General features: G+C 71.2%; 21 protein-coding genes and 1 riboswitch. Of the genes, 13 read left to right on the forward strand and 8 right to left on the reverse strand.

Features of this window, described 5'->3' with window-relative positions:
- The coding region (locus tag ACWDA7_RS28245; protein ID WP_450607469.1) for a DUF6082 family protein at positions 1–576 on the reverse strand (576 nt) is incomplete at its 3' end.
- A 369-nt stretch (positions 577–945) separates the two neighbouring features.
- Here ACWDA7_RS28245 and ACWDA7_RS28250 point away from each other — a divergent pair.
- A complete protein-coding gene (locus ACWDA7_RS28250) occupies positions 946–2031 on the forward strand; it encodes a CobW family GTP-binding protein (protein WP_450607471.1) in 1086 nt (361 codons plus the stop codon).
- Here ACWDA7_RS28250 and ACWDA7_RS28255 read toward each other — a convergent pair whose 3' ends face one another.
- Positions 2032–4488: a DNA gyrase/topoisomerase IV subunit A gene (locus tag ACWDA7_RS28255; RefSeq protein ID WP_450607473.1), complete on the reverse strand. Its 2457-nt coding sequence runs from the start codon at positions 4486–4488 to the stop codon at positions 2032–2034. It abuts the gene before it with no gap.
- A 332-nt stretch (positions 4489–4820) separates the two neighbouring features.
- Here ACWDA7_RS28255 and ACWDA7_RS28260 point away from each other — a divergent pair, with 332 nt between their 5' ends.
- The 4 genes from ACWDA7_RS28260 to ACWDA7_RS28275 all read left to right on the forward strand — a co-directional run bounded on the left by ACWDA7_RS28260 (position 4821) and on the right by ACWDA7_RS28275 (position 9708).
- Positions 4821–6185, forward strand: coding sequence for a M16 family metallopeptidase (locus tag ACWDA7_RS28260; RefSeq protein ID WP_450607474.1), 1365 nt, complete (start codon positions 4821–4823; stop codon positions 6183–6185).
- Positions 6182–7570 (forward strand): M16 family metallopeptidase, encoded by a 1389-nt coding sequence (locus tag ACWDA7_RS28265; RefSeq protein WP_450607476.1) that lies wholly within the window; start codon positions 6182–6184, stop codon positions 7568–7570. Before ACWDA7_RS28260 ends, ACWDA7_RS28265 begins: the two co-directional genes overlap by 4 nt.
- Before the next feature lie 271 nt (positions 7571–7841).
- A riboswitch (cyclic di-AMP (ydaO/yuaA leader) is annotated at positions 7842–8051 on the forward strand.
- A gap of 13 nt (positions 8052–8064) precedes the next feature.
- Entirely contained in the window at positions 8065–8817 is a 753-nt protein-coding gene (locus ACWDA7_RS28270; protein ID WP_450607478.1) for a M23 family metallopeptidase, read from the forward strand.
- A gap of 195 nt (positions 8818–9012) precedes the next feature.
- Complete coding sequence (locus tag ACWDA7_RS28275) at positions 9013–9708, forward strand: GntR family transcriptional regulator (RefSeq protein WP_450607480.1); 696 nt, start codon at positions 9013–9015, stop codon at positions 9706–9708.
- A gap of 369 nt (positions 9709–10077) precedes the next feature.
- Here ACWDA7_RS28275 and ACWDA7_RS28280 read toward each other — a convergent pair whose 3' ends face one another.
- Positions 10078–10359 (reverse strand): HPr family phosphocarrier protein, encoded by a 282-nt coding sequence (locus ACWDA7_RS28280; protein WP_359394575.1) that lies wholly within the window; start codon positions 10357–10359, stop codon positions 10078–10080.
- Between the two features lie 156 nt (positions 10360–10515).
- Here ACWDA7_RS28280 and ACWDA7_RS28285 point away from each other — a divergent pair, with 156 nt between their 5' ends.
- The 4 genes from ACWDA7_RS28285 (at position 10516) to ACWDA7_RS28300 (ending at position 15881) form a co-directional block, all read left to right on the forward strand.
- Complete coding sequence (locus ACWDA7_RS28285) at positions 10516–13320, forward strand: bifunctional acetate--CoA ligase family protein/GNAT family N-acetyltransferase (RefSeq protein ID WP_450607482.1); 2805 nt, start codon at positions 10516–10518, stop codon at positions 13318–13320.
- 42 nt (positions 13321–13362) lie between these two features.
- On the forward strand, positions 13363–13959 hold the full coding sequence (locus ACWDA7_RS28290; RefSeq protein ID WP_432933768.1) for a DUF5998 family protein: 597 nt from the start codon (positions 13363–13365) through the stop codon (positions 13957–13959).
- Positions 13959–15149, forward strand: coding sequence for an alkaline phosphatase family protein (locus ACWDA7_RS28295; RefSeq protein WP_450607485.1), 1191 nt, complete (start codon positions 13959–13961; stop codon positions 15147–15149). The genes ACWDA7_RS28290 and ACWDA7_RS28295 overlap by 1 nt, the downstream gene beginning before the upstream one ends.
- Before the next feature lie 81 nt (positions 15150–15230).
- Complete coding sequence (locus ACWDA7_RS28300) at positions 15231–15881, forward strand: thymidine kinase (RefSeq protein ID WP_450607486.1); 651 nt, start codon at positions 15231–15233, stop codon at positions 15879–15881.
- Positions 15882–15945: 64 nt separating this feature from the next.
- Here the strand turns inward: ACWDA7_RS28300 and ACWDA7_RS28305 are convergent, their stop codons facing one another.
- Entirely contained in the window at positions 15946–16749 is an 804-nt protein-coding gene (locus ACWDA7_RS28305) for a VOC family protein (RefSeq protein WP_450607488.1), read from the reverse strand.
- A 336-nt stretch (positions 16750–17085) separates the two neighbouring features.
- On the opposite strand from ACWDA7_RS28305, the gene ACWDA7_RS28310 reads away from it, so the two are divergent.
- A complete protein-coding gene (locus tag ACWDA7_RS28310) occupies positions 17086–17937 on the forward strand; it encodes a sulfurtransferase (protein ID WP_450607490.1) in 852 nt (283 codons plus the stop codon).
- A 52-nt stretch (positions 17938–17989) separates the two neighbouring features.
- Here ACWDA7_RS28310 and sepH read toward each other — a convergent pair whose 3' ends face one another.
- The 3 genes from sepH to ACWDA7_RS28325 all read right to left on the reverse strand — a co-directional run bounded on the left by sepH (position 17990) and on the right by ACWDA7_RS28325 (position 21992).
- Positions 17990–19027, reverse strand: coding sequence for a septation protein SepH (sepH, locus tag ACWDA7_RS28315; RefSeq protein WP_450607492.1), 1038 nt, complete (start codon positions 19025–19027; stop codon positions 17990–17992).
- A gap of 447 nt (positions 19028–19474) precedes the next feature.
- Positions 19475–20794, reverse strand: a complete 1320-nt coding sequence (locus ACWDA7_RS28320; RefSeq protein WP_450607494.1) for a D-arabinono-1,4-lactone oxidase — start codon at positions 20792–20794, stop codon at positions 19475–19477.
- A complete protein-coding gene (locus ACWDA7_RS28325) occupies positions 20754–21992 on the reverse strand; it encodes an MFS transporter (protein ID WP_450607495.1) in 1239 nt (412 codons plus the stop codon). The genes ACWDA7_RS28320 and ACWDA7_RS28325 overlap by 41 nt, the downstream gene beginning before the upstream one ends.
- Before the next feature lie 248 nt (positions 21993–22240).
- On the opposite strand from ACWDA7_RS28325, the gene ACWDA7_RS28330 reads away from it, so the two are divergent.
- Both ACWDA7_RS28330 and ACWDA7_RS28335 read left to right on the forward strand, forming a co-directional pair.
- Positions 22241–23368, forward strand: coding sequence for a ferrochelatase (locus ACWDA7_RS28330; protein ID WP_450607497.1), 1128 nt, complete (start codon positions 22241–22243; stop codon positions 23366–23368).
- Positions 23365–24195: an inositol monophosphatase family protein gene (locus ACWDA7_RS28335; protein WP_450607499.1), complete on the forward strand. Its 831-nt coding sequence runs from the start codon at positions 23365–23367 to the stop codon at positions 24193–24195. Before ACWDA7_RS28330 ends, ACWDA7_RS28335 begins: the two co-directional genes overlap by 4 nt.
- A 287-nt stretch (positions 24196–24482) precedes the next feature.
- Here the strand turns inward: ACWDA7_RS28335 and ACWDA7_RS28340 are convergent, their stop codons facing one another.
- Entirely contained in the window at positions 24483–24656 is a 174-nt protein-coding gene (locus ACWDA7_RS28340; protein WP_181923169.1) for a hypothetical protein, read from the reverse strand.
- 414 nt (positions 24657–25070) lie between these two features.
- On the opposite strand from ACWDA7_RS28340, the gene ACWDA7_RS28345 reads away from it, so the two are divergent.
- The gene (locus ACWDA7_RS28345; RefSeq protein ID WP_055494404.1) at positions 25071–25724 is read left to right on the forward strand and encodes a response regulator transcription factor; all 654 of its coding nucleotides are present in this window, start codon (positions 25071–25073) and stop codon (positions 25722–25724) included.
- Position 25725: the final 1 nt, after the last annotated feature.

A 25725-nucleotide genomic window follows, 5' to 3' on the forward strand; every position in this document is an offset into this window, starting at 1 on the left:
GGCAAGCACCCTCAGACCTACACCCTCAACGTCCAGATCCAGATCATGGACAATGGACTTGCACCTCGTCGTCGCCGGTAAACGCAACAGCGTTGGTGTGTCCATCATCTGGCCTACGCGGGCTTCCACGGACTCCGCCTTGAGGCTGGCGCGGTGGTGCCGTGTGGCCTCCCAGTACTCGCGGAAGATCGCGTTCTGGCAGATGACCCGGAGATGGCCATGGAGTTCCTCCAGATTGACCACCCTCACCCGATAGGCGAGAAGGGCGTTGGTATACATCGCGTTGGCGAACAAGTACTGCCGGCGCCGTGTGGGGTCCACTTCCTCGATCGTGCTCATCACCGCGGCCAGATCGGGGTCGCTCAGCGCCTTGTCCAGAAGGTATGACTGCAGCCGCTGCTGCTCGGCCAGCCGTGCTTCGCGGCGGTCGTTCTGCTCGGTTCGTTCGATCCGCAGGCGCAGTTCCTCGTATCGCAGTTGCTGGACGGCCACGGCGACCACCAGGCCTACCGCGAACCCGAGCCCCGCTGCGGCTGCGGCACCCAGCCCCCTCGTCCCGTGCTTCTGTGTGACCATGTCAACCCCCGAATCAGGCGACCGTCCGCCGGTCGTCGGGTGCGGGTCGCTGATGGGGACCGGCGAGCGATGGGCGGCGCGCTTGCCGCCTCCCAGGGTGCCGAGCGGCTCTGATCGGCGGGGAGGCGGAGAGGAGGCGCACGGGGGGAAGTGCGGGTCGCGCGTCCCGGCGCCATGCTCAACGTGTGCCCCGCGAGCGCCGCTAACAATCGTTCACTTCGCTGCGTATCGGCCCACTCGTATCCTGGGTCGGCATTCAATCCTCGTACGAGAGCCGACCCGATCCTGCGAAAGCCGGTCCGTGAGCCGTCCTCGTACACCCGCCGGTACGCGATCCGGCGCACGCAACGGTGTGAGAAGGGGCGCGCGGTGAGCCGGTCGTCGAGTTCGCAGCAGATTCCGGTCGTCGTACTCGCCGGATTCCTGGGCTCGGGAAAGACCACCCTGCTCAACCACCTTCTCCACCACAGCGGAGGCAGCCGCATCGGCGCCGTCGTCAACGACTTCGGGGACATCGAGATCGATGCGATGGCCGTCGCCGGGGCGCTCGGAGACTCCACCGTGTCCCTGGGCAACGGATGTCTGTGCTGCGCCGTCGACGCCAGTGAACTCGACCTCTACCTGGACCGCCTGGCCCAGCCCTCCGCCGGCATCGACGTCATCGTCATCGAGGCCAGCGGACTCGCCGAACCCCAGGAACTCGTCCGCATGGTGCTGGCCAGCGAGCAGCCGCGCGTCGTCTACGGCGGACTCGTCGAGGTCGTCGACGCGGTCGAGTTCGACGCCACGCGCGAGAAGCATCCCGAACTCGACCGCCATCTCGCCCTCGCCGATCTCGTCGTCGTCAGCAAGACCGACCGTGCCGACGACAGCGAGCGGGTGCTTCGGCTGGTGCAGTCGCTCGCCGAGCGTGCCGCCGTCGTCCCGGCCGTCCACGGGCGCCTCGATCCTGAATTCCTGTTCGATTGCCGACCGGTCGAGGAGCGGATCGGGCAGCTGTCCTTCGACGACCTCCACCGGCACGACGACGAACACGGGAACGACAGCCCGCACCACACGCATCTGCACACCGGATACGACAGCCTGTCCTACCGTTCGGGCGTGCCCATGAACCCCAGGCGGCTGCTGGAGTTCCTCGACAGCAGGCCGGAGGGCCTCTACCGGATCAAGGGGTACGTCGACTTCGGCGCCGCCGATCCGCGCAACCGGTACGCCGTGCACGCGGTGGGGCGGTTTCTGCGGTTCTACCCCGAGGCATGGAAGGCCGGCGACGAGCGGCTCACCCAGCTCGTCCTCATCGGGTCCGGCATCGACACCGCCGCCCTGCGCAAGGAGCTCGAGGCGTGCACGGACGACGCCCCACACGCCGACGAGCGCGGCATGTGGGGCGTTCTTCGCTACGTCCAGGACAAAGAGGCCGAGGCTCCCATGAGCCCCGGCGACCTCGAAGGCTGACTACATCGGTCCCGCCACCACCGAGACCGTTTTTTGCAGCGACACACCCGAGCCGTCGCGCCGCGGGTCGATCTCCGGCAGCTCGGCCGGTGTGCCGTTCTTCTGCGCCGCCCGTGCCGGGGTAGCGCCCGCCCAGGCGAACGACAGGCAGTCCTCGCCCTTCAGGAACCGCTGGCAGCGCACACCGCCGGTGGCCCGGCCCTTGCGCGGGTACTGGTCGAAGGGGGTCATCTTGGCCGTCGTCTGGACCGAGTCGTCCAGCGTGCCGCGCGAGCCGGCGACCGTGAACACGACCGCGTCCACCGCCGGGTCCACCGCCGTGAAGGAGATCACCTTCGCACCGTCCGACAGCTTGATGCCCGCCATGCCGCCCGCGGGCCGGCCCTGCGGTCGCACCTGGGACGCGGGGAAGCGCAGCAGCTGGGCGTCGTCCGTGATGAAGACCAGGTCCTCCTCGCCCGTGCGCAGCTCGATCGCGCCGACGATCCGGTCGCCCTCCTTGAGGGTGATGACCTCCAACTCCTCCTTGTTGGCGGGGTAGTCGGGGACCACACGCTTGACCACGCCCTGTTCCGTGCCGAGCGCGAGGCCCTGGGAGGACTCGTCCAGCGTCGTCAGGCAGACCACCGTCTCGTCCGCCTCCAGAGAGACGAACTCCGAGACCGGGGCGCCCCCGGATAGGCTCGGCCGGGTCGCCGTCTCCGGCAGCTGCGGGAGGTCGATCACGTTCAGCCGCAGCAGACGCCCGGTGGACGTCACCGCGCCCACCTCGCCGCGTGCCGTCGCCGCGACCGCGGAGACGATCACGTCGTGCTTGGCGCGCTTGCCGTCGGTGTCCTCCTCGAACGGGTCGCCGTTCGCCGTGCGCGCCAGGAGGCCCGTCGACGACATCAGCACCCGGCACGGGGCGTCCTCGACCTGGAGCGACACCATCGGCGCCGGGGCACCGGAGGACTCCAGCAGGACCGTGCGCCGCTCGGTGCCGAACTTCTTGGCCACCGCGGCCAGTTCCGTGGAGACCAGCTTGCGCAGCTCCGCGTCGGACTCGAGGATCCGGGTCAGTTCCGCGATCTCGGCGTTGAGCCGTTCCTTCTCCGCCTCGAGCTCGATGCGGTCGTACTTCGTCAGGCGGCGCAGCGGGGTGTCGAGGATGTACTGCGTCTGGACCTCGCTCAGCGAGAAGCGCTCCATCAGGCGCTCCTTGGCCTGCGCGGAGTTGTCGCTGGACCGGATCAGGCGGATGACCTCGTCGATGTCCACCAGGGCCGTGAGGAGGCCCTCGACCAGGTGGAGCCGGTCGCGCCTCTTTCCGCGGCGGTACTCCGAGCGGCGCCGGACGACCTCGAAGCGGTGGTCGAGGTAGACCTCCAGCAGCTCCTTGAGGCCCAGCGTGAGCGGCTGGCCGTCGACCAGCGCCACGTTGTTGATGCCGAAGGACTCCTCCATCGGGGTCAGCTTGTAGAGCTGCTCCAGCACGGCCTCCGGCACGAAGCCGTTCTTGATCTCGATGACCAGGCGCAGCCCGTGCTCGCGGTCGGTGAGGTCCTTGACGTCGGCGATGCCCTGGAGCTTCTTCGAGCCGACCAGGTCCTTGATCTTGGCGATCACCTTCTCGGGACCGACCGTGAAGGGAAGCTCGGTGACGACCAGGCCCTTACGGCGCGCCGTCACGCTGTCCACCGACACCGTGGCACGGATCCTGAAGGTGCCGCGGCCCGTCTCGTACGCGTCCCGGATGCCCGAGAGGCCGACGATCCGGCCGCCGGTGGGCAGGTCGGGGCCCGGGACGTGCTTCATCAGGGTGTCCAGGTCCGCGTTCGGGTGGCGGATCAGGTGGCGGGCGGCCGAGATGACCTCGCCGAGGTTGTGCGGCGGCATGTTCGTGGCCATGCCGACCGCGATGCCGGAGGCGCCGTTGACCAGGAGGTTCGGGAAGGCGGCCGGGAGGGCCTCGGGCTCCTGCTCCTGGCCGTCGTAGTTGGGTGCGAAGTCGACCGTGTCCTCGTCGATCGACTCGGTCATCAGGCTCGTCGCCTCGGCCATCCGGCACTCGGTGTACCGCATGGCGGCCGGCGGGTCGTCGTTGCCCAGCGAGCCGAAGTTGCCGTGGCCGTCGACCAGGGGGACGCGCATCGAGAAGGGCTGCGCCATGCGCACCAGGGCGTCGTAGATCGACGCGTCGCCGTGCGGGTGCAGCTTGCCCATGACCTCGCCGACGACACGGGCGCACTTCACATAGCCGCGCTCGGGACGCAGGCCCATCTCGTTCATCTGGTAGACGATGCGCCGGTGCACCGGCTTGAGGCCGTCGCGCGCGTCGGGCAGGGCTCGGGAGTAGATGACCGAGTACGCGTACTCCAGGAAGGAGCCCTGCATCTCGTCGACGACGTCGATGTCGAGGATTCTCTCCTCGTACGCGTCGTCGGGCGGCGGGGTCTTCGTGCTGCGGCGGGCCATCGCTGCCGGCTCCTTCACAGTCTGCGCGGGGCATGAACGAAACTGACGGGGACCATTGTGGACCGCCGCACCGACAACCCCGACCAGTACCCGTCCCCAAGGGCCCCGGGACCCGGCAGCGGGTGTCCGCGGGCGGCCATCGCGGCCGTCCCGCGGTGCCGGACGGACCGCGTCAATGGTGCATTCGTTCGTCCACCCCCCGTAATCACGGTCTCGCTCTCGGCGTACGACACACGGGAACTTGTCCACTGGTCCGCACGCTTGCATACAGTGACAGGACCGGCAGGAAACCGCGGTTCTCCGCGACAGCTTCCGCGAGCGAAGGGATGTACATGCCCATGGGTCACACGGCCACAGCCGAGGCAGGCTCCGGGGGCCTGACAGCGACCGAGCACCGCCTGGCCAACGGGCTGCGCGTGGTGCTCTCCGAGGACCATCTGACCCCGGTCGCGGCGGTGTGCCTCTGGTACGACGTCGGCTCGCGTCACGAGGTCGAGGGCCGCACCGGTCTCGCCCACCTTTTCGAGCACCTGATGTTCCAGGGCTCGGGCCAGGTCAAGGGCAACGGCCACTTCGAACTGATCCAGGGCGCCGGCGGCTCGCTGAACGGCACCACCAGCTTCGAGCGCACCAACTACTTCGAGACCATGCCCACCCACCAGCTGGAGCTCGCCCTCTGGCTTGAGGCCGACCGCATGGGCTCGCTGCTAGCTGCCCTGGACGACGAGTCCATGGAGAACCAGCGCGACGTGGTGAAGAACGAGCGCCGCCAGCGCTACGACAACGTCCCCTACGGCACGGCGTTCGAGAAGCTGACCGCGCTCGCCTACCCGGAGGGCCACCCGTACCACCACACGCCGATCGGGTCGATGGCGGACCTGGACGCGGCCACCCTGGAGGACGCGCGGGCCTTCTTCCGCACGTACTATGCGCCCAACAACGCCGTGCTCTCGGTGGTCGGTGACATCGATCCCCAGCAGACGCTCGCCTGGATCGAGAAGTACTTCGGGTCCATCGCCTCCCACGACGGCAAGCCCGAGCCGCGCGACGGCTCGCTGCCCGACGTCATCGGCGAGCAGCTGCGCGAGGTCGTCGAGGAGGAGGTCCCGGCGCGCGCCCTGATGGCCGCCTACCGGCTTCCGCAGGACGGTACGCGCGCGTGCGACGCGGCCGACCTGGCCCTCACCATCCTCGGCGGCGGCGAGTCCTCCCGCCTGTACAACCGGCTCGTCCGGCGCGACCGTACCGCCGTCGCCGCCGGATTCGGCCTGCTGCGGCTGGCCGGAGCGCCCTCGCTGGGCTGGCTGGACGTGAAGACGTCCGGTGACGTCGAGGTGCCCGTCATCGAGGCGGCCATCGACGAGGAGCTCGCCCGGTTCGCCGAGGAGGGCCCCACGGACGAGGAAATGGAGTGCGCCCAGGCCCAGTTGGAGCGCGAGTGGCTGGACCGGCTGGGCACGGTCGCGGGCCGCGCCGACGAACTGTGCAGGTACGCCGTGCTGTTCGGCGACCCGCAGCTCGCCCTGACCGCCGTCGGGCGCGTGCTCGAGGTCACGCCCCAGGAGGTGCAGGAGGCCGCCAAGGCCCGGCTGCGGCCGGACAACCGCGCGGTACTCGTGTACGAGCCGGTCGCGGCCCAGGCCGAGACCCCGGAAGGCGCCGAAACCACCGACGAGACCGAGGAGTCGGCGAAGTGACCGAGCTCGCGACCATGGACTTCCACCCGCAGCCCCAGCCCGGCGCGGCCCGGCCCTGGGCATTCCCGGCGCCCGAGCGCGGCACGCTCGACAACGGCCTGACGGTGCTGCGCTGCCACCGCCCCGGCCAGCAGGTCGTCGCCGTCGAGGTGCTCCTCGACGCGCCCCTGGACGCCGAGCCGGCCGGCCTCGACGGCGTCGCCACGATCATGGCGCGTGCCTTCTCGGAAGGCACCGACAAGCACTCCGCCGAAGAGTTCGCCGCCGAGCTGGAGCGCTGCGGCGCCACCCTCGACTCGCACGCCGACCACCCCGGCGTCCGCCTCTCCCTGGAAGTGCCCGCTTCCCGTCTCTCGAAGGCGCTCGGGCTGCTCGCCGACGCCCTGAGGTCGCCGGCGTTCGCGGACAGCGAGGTGGAGCGTCTGGTGCGCAACCGCCTCGACGAGATCCCGCACGAGATCGCCAATCCGGCCCGGCGTGCCGCCAAGGAACTGTCCAAGGAGCTGTTCCCGGCGTCCTCGCGCATGTCGCGCCCGCGCCAGGGCACCGAGGAGACGGTCCAGGGCATCGACTCCGCCGCCGTCCGTGCCTTCTACGACCGGCATGTGCGCCCGGCGGCGGCCACCGCCGTCGTGGTCGGCGACCTCACCGGGCTCGACCTCGACGCGCTTCTCGGGGAGACCCTCGGCGCCTGGACCGGCGCGCCCGCCAAGCCGCGCCCCGTGCCCCCGGTGACCGCCGAGGACACCGGTCGCGTGATCATCGTGGACCGCCCCGGGGCGGTCCAGACGCAGCTGCTGATCGGCCGCGTGGGCGCCGACCGTCACGACCGGGTGTGGCCCGCCCAGGTGCTCGGCACCTACTGCCTCGGTGGCACCCTCACCTCGCGTCTGGACCGGGTCCTGCGCGAGGAGAAGGGCTACACGTACGGAGTGCGGGCGTTCGGCCAGGTGCTGCGCTCCGCGCCCGATGGCACGGGCGCCGCGATGCTCGCCATCAGCGGCTCCGTCGACACGCCGAACACCGGCCCGGCGCTCGACGACCTCTGGAAGGTGCTGCGCACGCTCGCCGCCGAGGGGCTGACGGATGCCGAGCGGGACGTCGCCGTGCAGAACCTGGTGGGTGTCGCGCCGCTCAAGTTCGAGACTGCGGCGGCCGTCGCGAGCACGCTGGCCGACCAGGTCGAGCAGCACCTCCCGGACGACTACCAGGCGAGGCTGTACCAGGCGCTGTCCGCCACGGGCACGGTGGAGGCCACGGCCGCCGTCGTGAACGCGTTCCCGGTCGACCGGCTGGTGACCGTCCTGGTGGGCGACGCGGCAGCGATCGAGGAGGCCGTCAAGGCGCTGGGTATCGGCGAAGTGAGCGTCGTACGGGCCGAGTAGAGCGACGCCGTGCGCCCGCGAGGCGCAACCCGGTGCGATCGCGACCTGGTTGAAAGACGGGTGCGCGTCGCACGGCGGGTACATGAGGGCCCTGGTGCCTTTTCCGGCACCAGGGCCCCACTTGTGTGCTATTTGTCCGTATTGCCATAGAGGTTGCCTCTCTGCCCTGTGGGATGCGCTACAAACACTCTGTTCGGTTTGGTGATTGAAAGACCGTCCTCTTAGCGTCTCTCAGGCTGTCCGTCAGACAGTGCGCCGCACCCGCGGCGCCGGACAGTCATCGCCGAGTCCCCGTACGGCGCGAGCCAGGGGAGCCGGGGACCCACCTTTCGTGGCCGCCTGCGCGGCCGACGGAGCCCGCTGTCGCCGCCTTCGTGGCCTTGGCGGGCACAAGTCCCTGGGGTGAATCGGGCATGCGCCCGTAGGAGACCTTCCTGCTCCGAACCCGTCAGCTAACCCGGTAGGCGAGAAGGAAGGAAAGGACCAGCCACTTCATGGCGTTCACCTGCGCCACCGGGAAGCACCGGCGGCCGAGCCGCGTCATGCGCACGACCACCAGCGCCGTGGGCGTCGCGGCGCTCACCACCACCGGTGTCATCGGCGCTCTGACCACCCCGGCGTTCGCCGCCGGCGACCCCGTCCAGCAGACCGGCCTGATGCAGGCCGTCACCCTCGGCGACTCGGTCGCCCAGAAGATCGACGCACAGGCCGCCGCCCAGAGGCAGGCCGCGGAGCAGAAGAAGGCCGAGCAGGCGGCGCGTGTGCGTGCCGCGGTGAAGGCCGCGCAGGACCGCGAGGCCAAGGAGCGCGCCGCCCGCGAGGCCGAGCGTCGGCGCCTGAACGCGTATGTGGCGCCGATCTCCCACTCCTATGTCTCGACCGGCTACAAGACCGGCGGCTCCCTGTGGTCGTCCGGCACCCACACCGGCATCGACTTCCACGCCGGGACCGGCACGCCCGTGCACGCGGTCGGCTCCGGCACGGTCGTCGAGACGGGCTGGGGTGGCGCGTACGGCAACCAGATCGTCATCAAGATGAACGACGGCACCTACACGCAGTACGGCCACCTGTCGTCGATCGGTGTCTCCGTGGGCGAGACGGTCACTCCGGGCCGGCAGATCGGCCTGTCCGGGGCCACCGGCAATGTCACCGGGCCGCACCTGCACTTCGAGGCCCGTACGTCCCCGGAGTACGGCTCGGACATCGACCCGGTCGCCTATCTGCGGTCGCACGGCGTGAACGTCTGACGACCCGCCCGAAGCAGGCGCGCGCCCCTGGAAGGCCCCGGCTCAGCAGCCGGGGCCTTCCTCTTTCGAACGGCTGTCTGTCCAAAAAATATCCATGGATTCCGGCCCGCGGTCGGAAATTCCGGTCCGCTGCAATAGAGTCGGTTGAACACGTCAATCGGCGACGTTTCGCGGGGATTAAGGCGGAGGTCGGGCATGCGTATTCCGGCGCACTCGGTATGCACGGCGATCCGTGATGACATCGTCGCGGGTGTCTACGAGCGCGGCAGCCGGCTCACCGAGGAGCTTCTCGCGCGCCGGTACGGCGTCTCCCGCGTCCCCGTGCGCGAGGCGCTGCGCACGCTGGAGGCCGAGGGGTTCGTCGTGACTCGCAGGCACGCGGGCGCGTGCGTGGCGGAGCCCACCGAACAGGAGGCCGCCGACCTGCTGGAGATGCGGATGCTGCTGGAGCCGCTGTGTGCCGCGCGGGCCGCGCAGCGCCGCACCGAGGCCCACCTCAAGGTGCTGCGCGGCCTGGTCAGACTGGGTCAGGAGCGGGCCAGGAAGGGCGGCAGCGAAGATCTGCGCTCTCTGGGCGGCTGGTTCCACGAGACGCTGGCGCAAGCCTGCGGAAGCCCCGCGCTGACCTCCACGCTGGCTCAGCTGCGGCACAAGATCTCCTGGATGTACGCGGTCGAGGCACCGGCCGGCCCGGTGGAGTCCTGGGCGGAGCACGGCGGCATCGTGGACGCCGTCGCACGCGGGGACAGCGAGCGGGCGCGGGCCATCACGGCCGTGCACACCGAGCGTGCGACCGCGGCGCACCGGCTGCGCATTCCCGGTGCGACGGACCGGGCGGAGCGCGTGAGGACTTCGCAACATGCCGTAAACATGTCGGGACTGCGTCATTAACATGGGCGACGTATACAAAGAGAGATATTCGGCAGGGGTTTATTCAGGCTGCCTTTTCCCGGGCGCACGGAAATCCGGTGCGTGCGATATCTGTGCGACTTGCGCGCTATTCGATGTGGCCTGCTGAATTTCCTGCGCGGCCGGAGGCGGTGCGAGGGCGGCATGTTGGTGGAACGTCGCACCGGGTGACCGTGCGAGGGTGCCTCGCGCACCATGGCGGCCGCTCGGCCGGGACCGGGGTGTGGGCGCTCGGTGATGGCAGGCCTGAGGAGCCGCGCTGACGGGTGCCGTGAACGGGTGCGAAAACGGCGGAGCCGCGTCTGCCCGAAGGCCGACGCGGCTCCGCCGTGTGGTGCTCTGCCCGAAGGGTCAGACGGTCTCGGGAAGCTCCTCGAGGCCCTCGGCGACCAGCTTGGCGAGACGGTCCAGCGCGGCGTCCGCGCCCTCCGCGTCGGAAGCGAGGACGATCTCCTCGCCGCCCTGGGCGCCCAGCCCGAGAACCGCGAGCATGGACGCGGCATTGACCGGGTTGGTGCCCGCCTTGGCGATGGTCACGGGGATACCGGAGGCCGTGGCTGCCCGGACGAAGATGGAGGCGGGGCGGGCGTGGAGGCCCTCGGCCCAGCCGACGTTGACGCGGCGCTCAGCCATGTGATGCTGCCCTTCAGGTGTTCAGGGTTGTCTAGACCAGTGTTCCATATGTCGAGCGCGCCCAGAAAGAGGGCGGCGGACGGCCCGTGCACGTGCGGCCAGGCTCCCTCAGCCTGCCTCGCACCGCTGTCGGACGCGAGCCTTACTCTGGGGCGCATGCAGACCTCGTCGGACCGGCACGAGTACCCCGCCCACTGGGAGGCCGACGTGGTGCTGCGCGACGGCGGCACCGCGCGCATCAGGCCCATCACCGCCGATGACGCCGAGCGCCTCGTCAGCTTCTACGAGCAGGTTTCGGACGAGTCGAAGTACTACCGCTTCTTCGCGCCGTACCCGCGACTGTCCGCGAAAGACGTCCACCGCTTCACGCACCACGACTTTGTGGACAGGGTGGGACTCGCGGCCACGGTCGGCGGCGAGTTCATCGCAACCGTACGCTACGACCGCATCGGCACCGACGGCATGGCCGCCTCCGCGCCCGCGGACGAGGCGGAGGTCGCCTTCCTGGTGCAGGACGCGCACCAGGGCCGCGGCGTCGCCTCGGCCCTCCTCGAGCACATCGCGGCGGTGGCCAGGGAGCGCGGCATCCGCCGGTTCGCCGCCGAGGTGCTGCCCGCCAACACCAAGATGATCAAGGTGTTCACGGACGCCGGCTACCAGCAGAAGCGCAGCTTCGAGGACGGCGTCGTACGTCTGGAATTCGACCTGGAGCCCACCGACCGGTCGCTCGCCGTGCAGCGTGCGCGGGAGCAGCGGGCGGAGGCGCGGTCTGTGCAGCGGCTGCTCGCGCCCGGCTCGGTCGCCGTGATCGGTGCGGGCCGCACGCCCGGGGGAGTGGGCCGCAGCGTCCTGGACAACCTCAGCAGCGGCGGGTACACGGGCCTGTTGTACGCGGTGAACGGGGCACTGCCCGAGGGGCAGAAGGAGCTTGCCGGGGTGCCCGCCCACCGCTCGGTCCGCGACATCGCCGAGCCGGTCGACCTCGCGGTGGTCGCCGTCCCCGCCGAGCACGTCCCGGAGGTCGTCGCGGAGTGCGGCGAGCACGGGGTCCAGGGCCTCGTGGTCGTGTCCGCGGGGTACGCCGAGAGCGGTCCCGACGGGCGTGAGCGCCAGCGGGAGCTGGTGCGGCAGGCGCGGTCGTACGGGATGCGGATCATCGGCCCCAACACCTTCGGGATCATCAACACCTCGCCGCAGGTCCGGCTCAACGCGTCTCTCGCACCCGAGATGCCGCGCCCCGGGCGCATAGGACTGTTCGCGCAGTCCGGTGCCATCGGCATCGCCCTGCTGTCGCGCCTGCACCGGCGCGGGGGAGGCGTCACCGGCTCGACCGGCGTCTCGACCTTCGTCTCCTCCGGGAACCGCGCGGACGTCTCGGGCAACGACGTGCTCCAGTACTGGTACGAGGACGCGGACACCGACGTCGCCCTGATGTACCTGGAGACCATCGGCAACCCGCGCAAGTTCAACCGGCTCGCCCGGCGCACGGCGACGGCCAAGCCGCTGGTCGTGGTGCAGGGGGCGCGGCACGGAGGCGCCCCGCAGGGGCACGCCGTACGGGCCACGCGGCTGCCGCACGCCACGGTGTCCGCGCTGCTGCGGCAGGCGGGCGTGATCCGGGTGGACACGATCACGGAGCTGGTGGACGCGGGACTGCTGCTGGCGCGGCAGCCGCTGCCGGCCGGCCCGCGGGTGGCGATCCTCGGGAACTCGGAGTCGCTCGGGCTGCTGACGTACGACGCGTGCCTCACCGAGGGGCTGCGGCCGCTGCCGCCCCTCGACCTGACGACGGAGGCGACCGCAGAGGACTTCCACCGGGCGCTGGCCGCGGCGCTGGCCGACGACACGTGCGACGCCGTCGTGGTCACGGCGATCCCGGCGGTCGGCGAGAGGTCGCCGCGGGACGTCGAGCTGGCCGAGGCGCTGCGGTCGGCGGCGGCCACGGCGCCCGCCAAGCCCGTACTCGTGGTCCATGTGGAGCTGGGCGGGATCGCGGAGGCCCTGTCGGCGGCGGTCAGCACATCGCCCCAGGCGCACCGCGGCGGCATCCCGCGCCCGGCGGAACGGCCGCCCGCGGCGGTTCAGGCACCGGAGGAAGCCCGCCTCATCCCCGCCTATCCCGCCGCCGAGCGCGCCGTGCGGGCCCTGGCCGAGGCCGTCAACTACGGCCAGTGGCGCCGTGACGCCGCCGACCCGGGCAGGGTGCCCGAGTACGAGGACATCGACGAGAAGGGCGCCGCCGGGTTGATCGACGGGCTGCTCACCCGGGGGCAGGGGCTCACGCTCGGCAGCGACGAGACCTGCGACCTGCTCGCCCGGTACGGCATCCACGTCCGCCGGGCGCTGCCCGCGCCCGCGCCCGAGGCCGCCGCCGAGGCCGCCCGCGCCCTGGGCTACCCGGTGGCCCTCAAGGCGACCGCCCCGCACCTGCGCCACCGCGCCGACCTCGGCGGCGTACGTCTCGACCTGGCCGACGAAGAGCAACTGCGCCGGGCCTACACCGAGTTGACCGAGCTGTTCGGTCCGCCGCAGGAGCTGCGGCCGGTCGTCCAGGCGATGGCGCCACGCGGTGTCGACACGGTCGTACAGGCGGTCATCGACCCGGCGGCCGGACCGGTGCTGTCCTTCGGGCTCGCCGGGGCCGCCTCACAGCTCCTCGGCGACACCGCGCACCGATTGATTCCGGTCACCGACCGGGACGCCACCTCCCTGGTCCGGTCGATCCGCACGGCACCGCTGCTGTTCGGCTGGCGCGGTTCGGCCCCGGTGGACACCCCTGCCCTCGAGGAGCTGCTGCTGCGCGTGTCGCGGCTGGTCGACGACCATCCCGAGGTGGTCGCCGTCACCCTGGAGCCCGTCGTCGTCGCGCCGCACGGCCTGAGCGTGCTCGGCGCCACAGTGCGGCTCGCGCCCCCGCCCGCCCGCGACGATCTCGGTCCGAGGACACTTCCGGTGTACTGAGCGGCGACGAGCGGTGCCTCGCAGTCAGTGCACCCCCGTAGGATGGACGTCATGGCCAAGACCAGTACGACGACCCAGGGGCTGCGCGCGGCGATCGAGCGCAGCGGCTATTACCCGGCTCTCGTGGCCGAGGCGGTGGAAGCCGCCGTGGGCGGCGATCCGATCCGGTCGTACCTGGTCCATCAGGAGACCACGTTCGACGCGAACGAGGTGCGCCGCCATGTGACCGTGCTGGTCCTCACGGGCACCCGCTTCATCGTCAGCCACACCGACGAGCAGGCCGCGGACGACACCTCCCCGACGCCGTACGCGACGACCTCCACGGAGTCGGTGAAGCTCGGCCGGATCTCTTCGGTCGTCGTCAGCCGCGTCGTCGCCAACCCCGAGGCGTACACGCCGGGCACGCTGCCCCGCGAGGTCGTCCTGACCATCGGCTGGGGCGCCGTCTCCCGCATCGACCTGGAACCCGCCGCCTGTGGCGACCCCAACTGCGAGGCGGACCACGGCTACACGGGCAGTTCGACGGCGGACGACCTCAGCCTGCGCGTCAGCGAGGCCGGGGACGGCCCGGAGACGGTGCGCCAAGCGCTCGCCTTCGCACAGTCCCTCTCCGAGGCGACCGCGGACCTGACCCACTGATGGCGCTGACCACCTGGGACGACCACCCGGAGCCGCTCGCCGCCGGTTCGGCGCCGGTCCCCGAGTACGGCACCGGCTCACTGGCCGACCTCCTGCCCACCCTGGCCGCGGGCATGGGGGTGCCGGGTCACGGCGCCGCCATACCGGAGCTGACCGCCGCCGACCGCAACTGCGTGTTCCTCGTCGACGGGCTCGGCTGGGAACAGCTGAAGGCGCACCCCGAGGACGCGCCCTTCCTGACCTCGCTGCTCGGCTCCTCGCGCGGCGGCAGCGGCCGGCCCCTCACGGCCGGATACCCGGCGACCACCGCGACCTCGCTCGCCTCCGTCGGCACCGGACTGCCACCCGGCGTGCACGGCCTGCCCGGCTACACGGTCCGCAACCCCGACACGGGTGAGCTGATGAACCAGCTTCGCTGGCAGCCCTGGACCAAACCGCGGGCCTGGCAGCCCTACCCGACGGTCTTCCAGCTCGCCGACGCGGCCGGCATCCATACGGCGCAGGTCTCCTCCCCGACCTTCCAGAACACCCCGCTGACCAAGGTCGCCCTCAGCGGCGGAACGTTCCTCGGGCGGCTGACCGGCGAGGACCGTATGGACCTGGCGGCCGAGCAACTCGCCGCCGGCGACCGGGCTCTGGTCTACACGTACTACGCCGAACTCGACGGCGCGGGCCACCGTTTCGGTGTCGACTCCGATACCTGGCGCAGCCAGCTCATGTGCGTCGACCGGCTCGTCCAGCGGCTGGCCGAACAGCTGCCGCCGCGCTCCGCCCTGTATGTCACCGCCGACCACGGCATGATCGACATCCCGTTCGACGAGCAGCACCGCATCGACTTCGACGAGGACTGGGAGCTGCGCGCCGGGGTCGCCCTGCTGGGCGGAGAGGGGCGCGCCCGCCATGTCTACGCCGTGCCGGGCGCCGAGGACGATGTCCTGACCTGCTGGCGCGAGGTGCTCGGCGAGCAGTTCTGGGTGGCCTCGCGGGACGAGGCGATCGCGGCGGGCTGGTTCGGCCCGCACGTCGAGGAGCGTGTGTACCGGCGCATCGGCGACGTGGTCGCGGCGGCCCGCGACGACGTGCTCATCATCGCCTCCGAACGGGAGCCGAAGGAGTCGGCGATGGTCGGCAACCACGGCTCGATGACGGCCGTCGAACAGCTGGTGCCCCTGCTGGAAGTCCGTACCTGAGCGCCGCGCGTCCCGTCGCCCAGTAGGCTGCTGAAGATCCGCACGCCCCGAACCCCTGCCCCGAAAGGTTCTCAACTCCCCATGCCCGAGCTGGTGTTCTTCTCCGGAACGATGGACTGTGGGAAGTCGACGCTGGCTCTCCAGATCGAGCACAACCGCTCCGCGCGGGGACTGCAGGGCATGATCTTCACGCGCGACGACCGGGCCGGCGAGGGCAAGCTCTCCTCACGGCTCGGCCTGGTGACGGACGCGGTGGAGGTGGCGGACGGGCAGGACCTGTACGGGTACGTAGTCGACCATCTCTCGCAGGGCGGGCGTGCGGACTATGTGATCGCCGACGAGGCGCAGTTCCTGGCGCCGGAGCAGATCGACCAGCTGGCCCGTGTGGTCGACGACCTCGGGCTCGACGTCTACGCCTTCGGCATCACCACCGACTTCCGCACCAGGCTCTTCCCGGGATCGCAGCGCCTGGTCGAGGTCGCCGACCGGGTCGAGGTCCTCCAGGTGGAGGCCCTGTGCTGGTGCGGCGCCCGCGCCACGCACAACGCCCGTACGGTCGGCGGGGCGATGGTGGTCGAGGGTGCCCAGGTGGTCGTGGGGGACGTCAACCAGTCCGCAGACGAGATCGGCTACGAGGTCCTGTGCCGTCGCCACCACCGGCGCCGGATGACCGCGGCCACCGCCCGCGCGGCGGCCCTGTCCCCGGACGTCCTCCCCGTGCCGTCCACCTGACGCCCAGGACTCACCCGAGAGACTGGCCTTCTCACCGGAGAGGCCGACCGTTTCACCCGAAAGGTCAGCCCAGCGGGCTGACCACCGAAAACGTCGCGCCCTCCGGGTCGGCGACCGTGATCATGTGACCCAGGGCCGTGTTGCACATGGCGCGTACGATGTGGCCGCCCAGTTCGGCGACCCGTTCGGCCGCCCGGTCGGCGTCCACGACCTGGAAGTACGTCATCCAGTGCGCGCCCCGGTCGCGGGGCAGTGCCTGCCCGACACCGTGGATGCCGGCGACCGGACGGCCCTCGATGTGGAGGGTGATGTAGTCGAAGTCGGGGGAGACGACCGGCTCCTCGGCGTAGCCGAAGACGGTCCGGTAGAACGGGGCGACACTGGCCGTGTCGTAGGTGAGGAGCTCGTTCCAGACCGGGGTGCCGGGTACGCCGGTCAGGCCCGTGCCGAGGTGGTCGGCAGCCTGCCAGATGCCGAACACCGCGCCCATGGGGTCGCAGGCTATGGCCAGCCGTCCGGCCTCGGCCGCGTCCAGGGGGCCCACGCCCACGGTTCCGCCGCAGCTGCGTACCTGCTCGGCGGTCACGTCCACGTCGTCCGAGCCGAGGTACGGCGTCCAGGCGATGGGCAGATGGCGGTCCAGCGGCAGCTGGCCGATGCCCGCCACCTCGTAGCCGTTCAGCACGGCCCGCACATATGGTCCGAGCGGCTGTGGTCCGGGCCGGAACTCCCAGCCGAACAGCGCCCCGTAGAACTCCTGGGTCGCGGCCATCCCGTGCACCATCAGACTCACCCAGCACGGCGTACCGGGTGCGTGCCTCTCATGCGTCGTGCCGGTCAGGCCCGCCGACCCCCGTGCCTCGGTCATCGTCACTCTCTCCTCGGCCCCTCATGGCGGCCGCTCAGCTTCCGCCCGCATGCCCGTGCGCCGCGCACGCGCAGGGGCACGCCTCGTGTCGATGCTCGCACCACCGGTCGCGTCCTACGGTCGGGCCGCGCCGTGGCGAGGCGCCCGGCGGCCCGAGGTACCCCTGCCCGATGCGCGATGTCGCGTCCCGTTTCCCTGGCGGTGCGGCGTGCCGGCCGTGAGCATCGGCTGTACAGCATGTGCCCGAACCCGTACACGCGGTCACCGGACCTGTTCGGCGGAGCAGAGTAGCCGGACCTGAGCGACTCGGCCACCCCGTGCGCGAGGATGGGGGCCATGAAGGCCATCATCTCCGCATCCGAACTCGCGAGCGACTTGGCGGGACCGCAGCCGCCGACGCTGCTGGACATCCGCTGGCAGTTGACCGCCGCGGCGGCGTCCGGCGCCCCTGTTTTCGACGGCCGCGCCGCCCACGCCGCCGGTCACATTCCGGGCGCCGTCTTCGTGGACCTGGACGCCGATCTCGCCGATCCGCCCGGCCCCGCCGGGCGGCATCCGCTGCCCGGCACGGAGCGTTTCGGCGCTGCCATGCGGGCCGCCGGCGTCTCCTCGGAGCGGCCGGTCGTCGTGTACGACGGCGGGCAGGGCTGGGCCGCCGCACGTGCGTGGTGGATGTTGCGCTGGACCGGGCACCCGGACGTCCGGGTGCTCGACGGTGGACTCCCCGCATGGCAGGGGCCGCTCGCCACGGGGGCCGAGGAGCCGGCCCCCGGAGACTTCCGGCCCCTGCCGGGGGCCCTGCCGCTCCTGGACGCCGACGGTGCCGCGGCACTCGCCCGGACCGGGGTGCTCCTCGATGCGCGGGCCGGTGAGCGCTACCGGGGCGAGGTGGAACCGATCGACCCCGTGGGCGGCCACATTCCGGGTGCGGTGTCGGCGCCGACGTCCGAGAACGTCGATGAGGACGGCCTGTTCCGGCCGGCCGTAGAGCTCGTGGACCGTTTCAAGTCGCTGGGTGTCAGGGAGGGGACCGAGGTCGGGGTGTACTGCGGTTCGGGTGTCTCCGCGGCCCACGAGGTGCTGGCGCTGGCGGTCGCGGGGATCACGGCCGCGCTGTACGTGGGGTCGTGGTCGGAGTGGTCCGGCAACACCGGTCGCCCGGTCGCGGTCGGTCCGGACCCGCAGTGAACGCGGGGGCGGGGTCCACGCGAGCGCGTGGACCCCGCCCCCGGACGTCGGGTCAGTCCTGCTTCTTGCGCCGGGTGCCGAAGACGATCTCGTCCCAGCTGGGTACCGCCGCTCTGCGGCCGGGCCGGACGCCGTCCGCCTCGGCCTGGCGGTCCGTCGCACCGATCAGACGGTCACGGTGGCTGCCGACGCTGCGCGGCATCAGGACGTCCGCGTAGGCGGAGCCGGCCGAGGCCGCGGGCGCCGGCGGCTCCTCCGCCGCGGGCTCCTGCACGGGCTCCTCCTGCGGCTCGGCGGGCCGCTCCGGCACCACCAGGTCGCCGCGGAAGCTGGGCACCGCCTCCAGAAGACTGGTGAGCGAGTCACGCTCACCGGTGCTCTCCTCCGGCGGTTCGGACGACTGCGCCGGCAGGACGGGTCGCTCCGCCTGGCGCTCCAGGGCGCGGTCCATCCTGCCGTCACGCGGCAGCCGGGCGATCCGCGGCTTGAAGGGGTAACTCGGCTCGGCTGCCGAGAAGTCGTCGGACTCGCCGATCAGCGACCGCGCCTCGTCGTCGACCGCCTGGACGAGCCGTCGGGGCGGGTCGTACGTCCAGCTCGCCGAGTGCGGCTCACCCGCGACCCGGTAGACGAGCAGCACCTCCCAGGTGCCGTCGTCGCGGCGCCAGGAGTCCCACTGGACGGTGTCCTTCTCGGCGCCCCGCAGCAGCAACCGCTCCTGGACGGCCTCGCCGAGCTGGGGACCGGCGTTCTCGCCGGGCCGGCGCACGGGTGTCTTGCGGGCCCGCTCGGCCATGAAGGCGCGCTCAGCCAGCACGGGGCCCTCGAAGCGCCGTACGCGGTCGACGGGGATCCCTGCGAGCTGCGCCACCTCTTCGGCGGTCGCACCGGCGCGTATACGGGCCTGGATGTCACGGGGGCGGAGATGACTCTCCACCTCGATCTCGATCTGGCCGAGGCGGGGACGGTCGCCGCGTACGGCGGCGCGGAGCCGTTCGTCGATCGGAAGCGTGTACTCCGTGCTGTCCGCAGCCTTCAGCACCAGCCGTGTGCCGTCATTGGAGACGGCCACGACACGCAGTTCGGGCATGGGGACCTCCCGGGTGGTGCCTGCCGACGTCACGTGCGTCGCTGCTTCCGCTAGTCGAGTGTGGCCTGCCCGGGTGCAGCCTGCCACAACCTTGCCGAGTTGCCCGGCGTGTCGGGCATGGGCCCTGGGTCGCCGTTATGGCACGGTTACCTATTCGCAACGCTAAGTGACGATACCCGTCACCCTGTGCGACCAGCCCCCCCCCGGCGGTCCAGCAAGGCCCCGGACGCCCTGGCGGGAGACCGGACCCAGGGCTCGCAACAGTACTCCATTCGGGCCACCTGAGTAGATCGGCGCGCCGCCCGACTTCTGGCAAGGGGTGTGACTCGGCCGCCCACTGCACCGTTTCGCGGCCGAAAAACGTGGCGCACCTCACCCGACGCGCAGCACCGCAATCACCCTGCGACGGAAAGGCGACCGAATCTGATGGTCCGTCAAACACCTTCCCTAGGCGCCGAATACGCGGCGCAGATAGTCGTTTCCGAAGCGCCGGTCGGGGTCGAGACGGTCCCGCAGGGCGGTGAATTCGCCGAAGCGCGGGTAGACCTCGGCGAGGTACTCCGCGTCCCGGGTGTGCACCTTGCCCCAGTGCGGGCGTCCCTCGTGGGCCGTGAAGATGCGCTCGGCGGCGGTGAAGTACGCCTGATAGGGCGTACCGCGGAACATGTGTACAGCGATGTACGCGGTGTCCCGCCCGGACGCCGTGGACAGGGCGATGTCGTCGGCCGGGGCGGTGCGCACCTCGACGGGGAAGCTGACGCGCAGGGGCGAGCGGTCGACCATCGCCTTCAGTTCGCGCAGCGTCTCCACCAACGCCTCGTGCGGGACGGCGTACTCCATCTCCACGAACCGCACCCGGCGCGGCGATGTGAAGACCCTGTAGGGGATGTCGGTGTAAGTGCGGGCCGACAGGGCGCGGCTGGAGATCCGGGCGATCGCCGGGATGGTGGCGGGCGCGGCGCGGCCGACCCAATTGGCCACCTGGAAGACCCCGTTGGAAAGGAATTCGTCCTCGAACCAGCCGCTCAGCTGTCCGATGGGCTTCTCGGGGCCGAGGCTGCGGTTGTTGCGCTTCGTGTTGGTGTTCCCGGTGTGCGGGAACCAGTAGAACTCGAAGTGCTCGTTCTCGGCCCACAGTTCGTCGAAGTCGGCGAGCACCTTCTCCAGGGGCATCGGCTCCTCGCGGGCCGTCAGCAGAAAGATCGGCTCGACCGCGAAAGTGATCGCGGTGATGATCCCCAGGGCGCCGATCCCGATGCGTGCGGCCGCGAAGACGTCCGGGTTCTCCTTCTCGGAGCAGCTCAGCACCGAGCCGTCGGCCGTCACCAGTTCCAGTCCCCTGATCTGGGCGGCGATCGACCCCGAGTCGCGGCCGGTGCCGTGGGTGCCGGTGCTGGCGGCGCCGGAGACCGTCTGTTCCATGATGTCGCCCATGTTGGTGAGCGACAGCCCCTCGCGTGCGAGCGCGGCGTTGAGTCTCTTCAGCGGGGTGCCCGCCTCGACGGTGACGGTCCCGGCCTCGCGGTCGATCCCGCGTATGCCGGTCAGCAGTTGAGGGCGTATCAGTACGCCGTCGGTCGCGGCGGCGGCGGTGAAGGAGTGCCCGGTGCCGACGGCCTTCACCGTCAGCCCGTCCTCGGCCGCCCGCCGTACGGCGGCGGAGAGTTCCTCCACCGACGCGGGGGTGACCTCCCGCCGGGGCCGGGCGGTGACGTTCCCCGCCCAGTTACGCCACGTGCCGCTCTTCCCGCTCACTGTGGTGCTCATAGGGCCCTCCCCGCTGCGGAACCGGCCTACCCAGCCGGCGATACCCGAGGAAACCGACCGCGACCGCGACGGCCCCGGACACCGCCGGAACCCCGTACCCGGACCTCGCGCCGGCCGCGTCGATCACCCAGCCGGCCAAGGAGGAGCCGATCGCGACCCCGACCGCGAGCCCGGTGGATATCCAGGTCATTCCCTCGGTCAGATGCGCGCGTGGTACGTGCCGCTCGATGAGGGCCATCGTCGTGATCATCGTGGGTGCGATGGACAGGCCCGCAACGAACAGCGCCACGGCCAGAAACAGCAAGTTTCCGACCAGTAGGAGGGGGATCATACTCACGGCCATGGCACATATGCCCAGCAGCCATCTGCGTTCCGGCGCCCCGGTGAAGCGGAGCAGGCCGAAGACGAGGCCGGCGACGCAGGAACCCGCCGCGTACAGCGCCAGGACGACGCTCGCCGCGGCCTTGTGGCCCTGCTCGTCGGCGAAGGCGACGGTCACCACGTCGACCGCGCCGAAGATGGTGCCGGTGGCCACGAACGTGGCGACGAGCACCCTCAGTCCCGGTGAGCGCAGCGCGGTGCCGCCGGTGTGGTGCTCTCGCGGGTGCGGCTCGGGCTCGGTGGCGCGCTGGGCGGTCAGCCAGAAGACGCCCGCCGCGAGGAAGCACGCGGCGAGCAGCGGCCCGGCCTCCGGGAACCAACTCGTGGACAGGCCGATGGAGATGATCGGTCCGAAGATGAAGCAGACCTCGTCCACCACCGACTCGAACGAGTAGGCGGTGTGCAGCTGGGGAGTGCCCCGGTACAGGGCTGCCCAGCGGGCCCTGATCATGGCGCCGAGGCTCGGCACCGCGCCGATGCCCGCGGCACACACGAACAGCACCCAGTCCGGCCCGTTCAGATACGCGGTGAGGAGCAGCCCGGTGGCCGCGGTCAGGGCGCAGAGCGTCGCGGGGCGCAGTATCCGGCGCTGCCCGTACCGGTCCACGAGACGCGAGACCTGCGGGCCGAGCGCGGCGGCGGAGAGCGCGATGGTGGCGGAGAGCGCCCCCGCGAGCCCGTAGCGCCCGGTGAGCTGGGAGATCATCGTCACCACGCCGATGCCCATCATCGACAGAGGCATCCGGCCGAGGAAGCCGGCGGTGGAGAAACCCTTGGAACCGGGAGCGGCGAACAAGGCGCGATAGGGGCTGGGCACGGGGTCTCCGATGCTTCCGGTAAGGCATGAAAAGCGATCATGCGCCTTACGAGTTAGGCAACCCTAACGTATGCGCAGCTCACCGTCCGCACCAGTGTGCGGACGGCACCGTGGTCCGCCTCAGTAGACCCGGTTCCGGGACCGGCGGACCACGGTGCACCGAACGCCCGGTCGATCATCCGTGAACGGCTGCCCGGCACGGGCGGGTGGCAGGAGCGTTGCCGGAGGCGGGTGGCAGGATCGTAGACATGCCCGACGCACTAGACGCCAGACCGTACGACGCCCTGCTGCTCCTCTCCTTCGGAGGCCCGGAGGGCCCGGACGACGTGGTCCCGTTCCTGGAAAACGTGACGCGAGGCCGGGGTATCCCCAAGGAGCGCCTGAAGGAGGTGGGGCAGCACTACTTCCTCTTCGGCGGGGTCAGCCCCATCAACAGCCACAACCGCGCCCTTCTCGACGCGCTCCGCAAGGACTTCGCCGACCACGGCCTGGACCTGCCCGTCTACTGGGGCAACCGCAACTGGGCGCCCTACGTGACCGACACCCTCCGCGAGATGGTCGCCGACGGCCACCGCCGCATTCTGGTCCTGGCCACGAGCGCGTACGCGTCGTACTCCGGCTGCCGCCAGTACCGCGAGGACCTCGCGGGGGCGCTGGCCGCCCTGGAGGGCGAGGGCCTCGAGCTGCCGCGGATCGACAAGCTGCGGCACTACTTCAACCACCCCGGCTTCGTGGAGCCCATGATCGAGGGCGTCCTGAAGTCCCTGGCCGACCTCCCCGAGGACGTCCGGGACGGCGCCCACATCGCCTTCAGCACCCACTCCATCCCCACGTCGGCGGCCGACACCTCCGGCCCGGTCGAGGAGCACGGGGACGGCGGGGCCTATGTGAAGCAGCACCTGGACGTGGCCCGGCTGATCGCCGAGGCCGTGCGCGAGCGGACCGGCGTCGACCACCCCTGGCAGCTCGTCTACCAGTCGCGCTCGGGCGCCCCGCAGATCCCCTGGCTGGAGCCGGACATCTGCGACCACCTGGAGGAGCTGCACGACGCAGGGGTCCCGGCGGTCGTGATGGCGCCCATCGGGTTCGTCTCGGACCACATGGAGGTGCTCTACGACCTCGACACCGAGGCCACGGCCAAGGCGCAGGAGCTGGGGCTGCCGGTGCGCCGCTCGGCCACCGTGGGCGCCGACCCGAGGTTCGCCGCCGCCGTCCGCGACCTGATCGTCGAGCGCGCGACGACCGAGCGGGGGCAGCAGGCCGCCCCGTGCGCCCTCGGCGCCCTGGGCCCGAACCACAACGTCTGTCCGGTGGGCTGCTGCCCGGCCCGCGCCCCCAGGCCCGCCGCCGCGGGCGCCGACAGCCTCTACGCGTGAGGAACACCGTGATCGAGCAGTCCGAGCCGTCGCAGCGGCTGAAGGCCGAACTCCTGGAGATCGCGCTGGACGCCGCGACCCGCGCGGGCGCCTTCCTGCGCGACGGGCGCCCCGAGGACCTCGGGGTGGCCGCCACCAAGTCCAGTGCCATCGACGTCGTCACCGAGATGGACATCGCTGCCGAGAAGCTCATCACCGGGCTCCTGTCCGACCGCCGGCCGGACGACGGCCTGCTCGGCGAGGAGGGGGCCAGTGTCGAGGGCAGCAGCGGTGTCGAGTGGGTGATCGACCCGATCGACGGAACGGTCAACTACCTCTACGGGCTGCCGAGCTGGTCGATCTCCATCGCCGCCCGCAAGGACGGGGAGACGCTGGTGGGAGTGGTCCACGCCCCCATGCGCGAGGAGATCTTCCGAGCCGTCCAGGGCGAGGGGGCGTTCGTGAACGACCGCCCCGCGCGGGTGCGTCCCGCGGCCGAGCTCGGCCTGGCCCTGGTGAGCACCGGCTTCGGCTATCTCGCCGAGCGCAAGGCCCAGCAGGCCGAGGTGGCCCGTCGGCTGATCCCCGAGGTGCGGGACATCCGGCGGGGCGGCTCGGCCGCGATCGACCTGTGCGATGTGGCGGCGGGCCGCCTGGACGCGTACTACGAGCGGGGGCTGAACCCCTGGGACTACGCGGCCGGCGACCTGATCGCGCGCGAGGCGGGCGCGCTGACCGGCGGCCGCCCCGGGGAGCCGATCTCCCCGGCCTTGACGATCGCCGCCCCACCGGGTCTCTTCGAGCGGCTCCAGGCCCGGCTGGACGAGCTGGGAGCGTGGCACGACTGAGCACACCCACCCGGCCCGTGCGTGACCCCAGGGCCCGGGCCTGAGGCTCGTGGGCGGGTTCCCGGGCCGGATCGACGGGCGTGCGCCGGCCGGGGGAGCGCGCTCGACGGACCGACCGGTGGTCCGTGCGTGGCTTCGGCAGGATCACTCACTCGGCCGCCCACCCGTGCGGGCTCCGGCGATCCCGCCTCCGGGGGAGTGCCGGGCCCGGGCCTTCGCTCCCACAGCCCAGGCATGCGAAGCGGGCCCTGGCCTGGATCTGCCGGGGCCCGCTCGGTGCGAGCTGATCAGACGCGCGTCGCGCCGACTTCCACACCGTGCTCGGCGGCAAGGCGATGCAGGTCGTCGAGCTCCGACTGCTCGACCTCCGCGAGGAAGTCGTCGCCGGTTTCGCGCGCCCGCGTCAGGTCGGACTCGGTCGCCCGTATGCGCTGCAGAAGTCCTGCGGTGAATGCGTCCATGCTGCGCCCCCTCGTCCTGGGTCGTGGGTCGATGGCACGGGGGTGTGCCGTTGGGAAGGTCGATCACGTCTCCACTGGGTGCCCAGCGCAGCCCTGGCTGGGCGGCGACGGTGCCGGACACCCACGCCCGCCCTGCGGGAAGCGGTGAGCAGCCGACCACATCGTGGTGTGCCACATGCAGAGCGTGATCGCGGGGTGTAAAGCCGTCCTCCCCCCGCGCCCTTCCACGGAAACCTCAACCGCCCGAGATTTTTTCTCATTCCCGGACCGCCGCCCCGGTATGGCGGAGCGCCTCACCCCGTCTTACAGCCGGTTTACGGCCGAAAAGGGCAGGATGGAGCTCATCCACGACAGACCTGCCCGTGGGCTGCCCGCAATCGGGTGACGCGGGTGGACAGAGGAAGGACAAGCGACGTGCGCGTACTCGTCGTCGAGGACGAGCAACTGCTCGCCGATGCGGTGGCCACGGGACTGCGCCGGGAGGCCATGGCCGTCGACGTCGTGTACGACGGTGCGGCCGCCCTGGAGCGCATCGGCGTCAACGACTACGACGTGGTCGTCCTCGACCGCGACCTCCCGCTCGTGCATGGCGACGACGTCTGCCGCAAGATCGTCGAGCTCGGCATGCCCACCCGGGTGCTGATGCTCACCGCTTCGGGCGACGTCAGCGACCGCGTGGAGGGCCTGGAGATCGGCGCCGACGACTACCTCCCCAAGCCGTTCGCGTTCAGCGAGCTCATCGCGCGCGTACGCGCCCTCGGCCGGCGCACGAGCGTGCCGCTGCCGCCCGTCCTGGAGCGCGCCGGGATCAAGCTGGACCCCAACCGCCGTGAGGTCTTCCGGGAGGGCAAGGAGGTGCAGCTCGCCCCCAAGGAGTTCGCCGTCCTGGAGGTGCTCATGCGCAGCGAGGGTGCCGTGGTCTCGGCCGAGCAGCTCCTGGAGAAGGCCTGGGACGAGAACACGGACCCCTTCACCAATGTCGTGCGCGTGACCGTCATGACCCTGCGCCGCAAGCTCGGAGAGCCCCCGGTCATCGTGACCGTGCCCGGCTCCGGATACCGGATCTGAT

Source organism: Streptomyces sp. NPDC001156 (assembly GCF_053598275.1).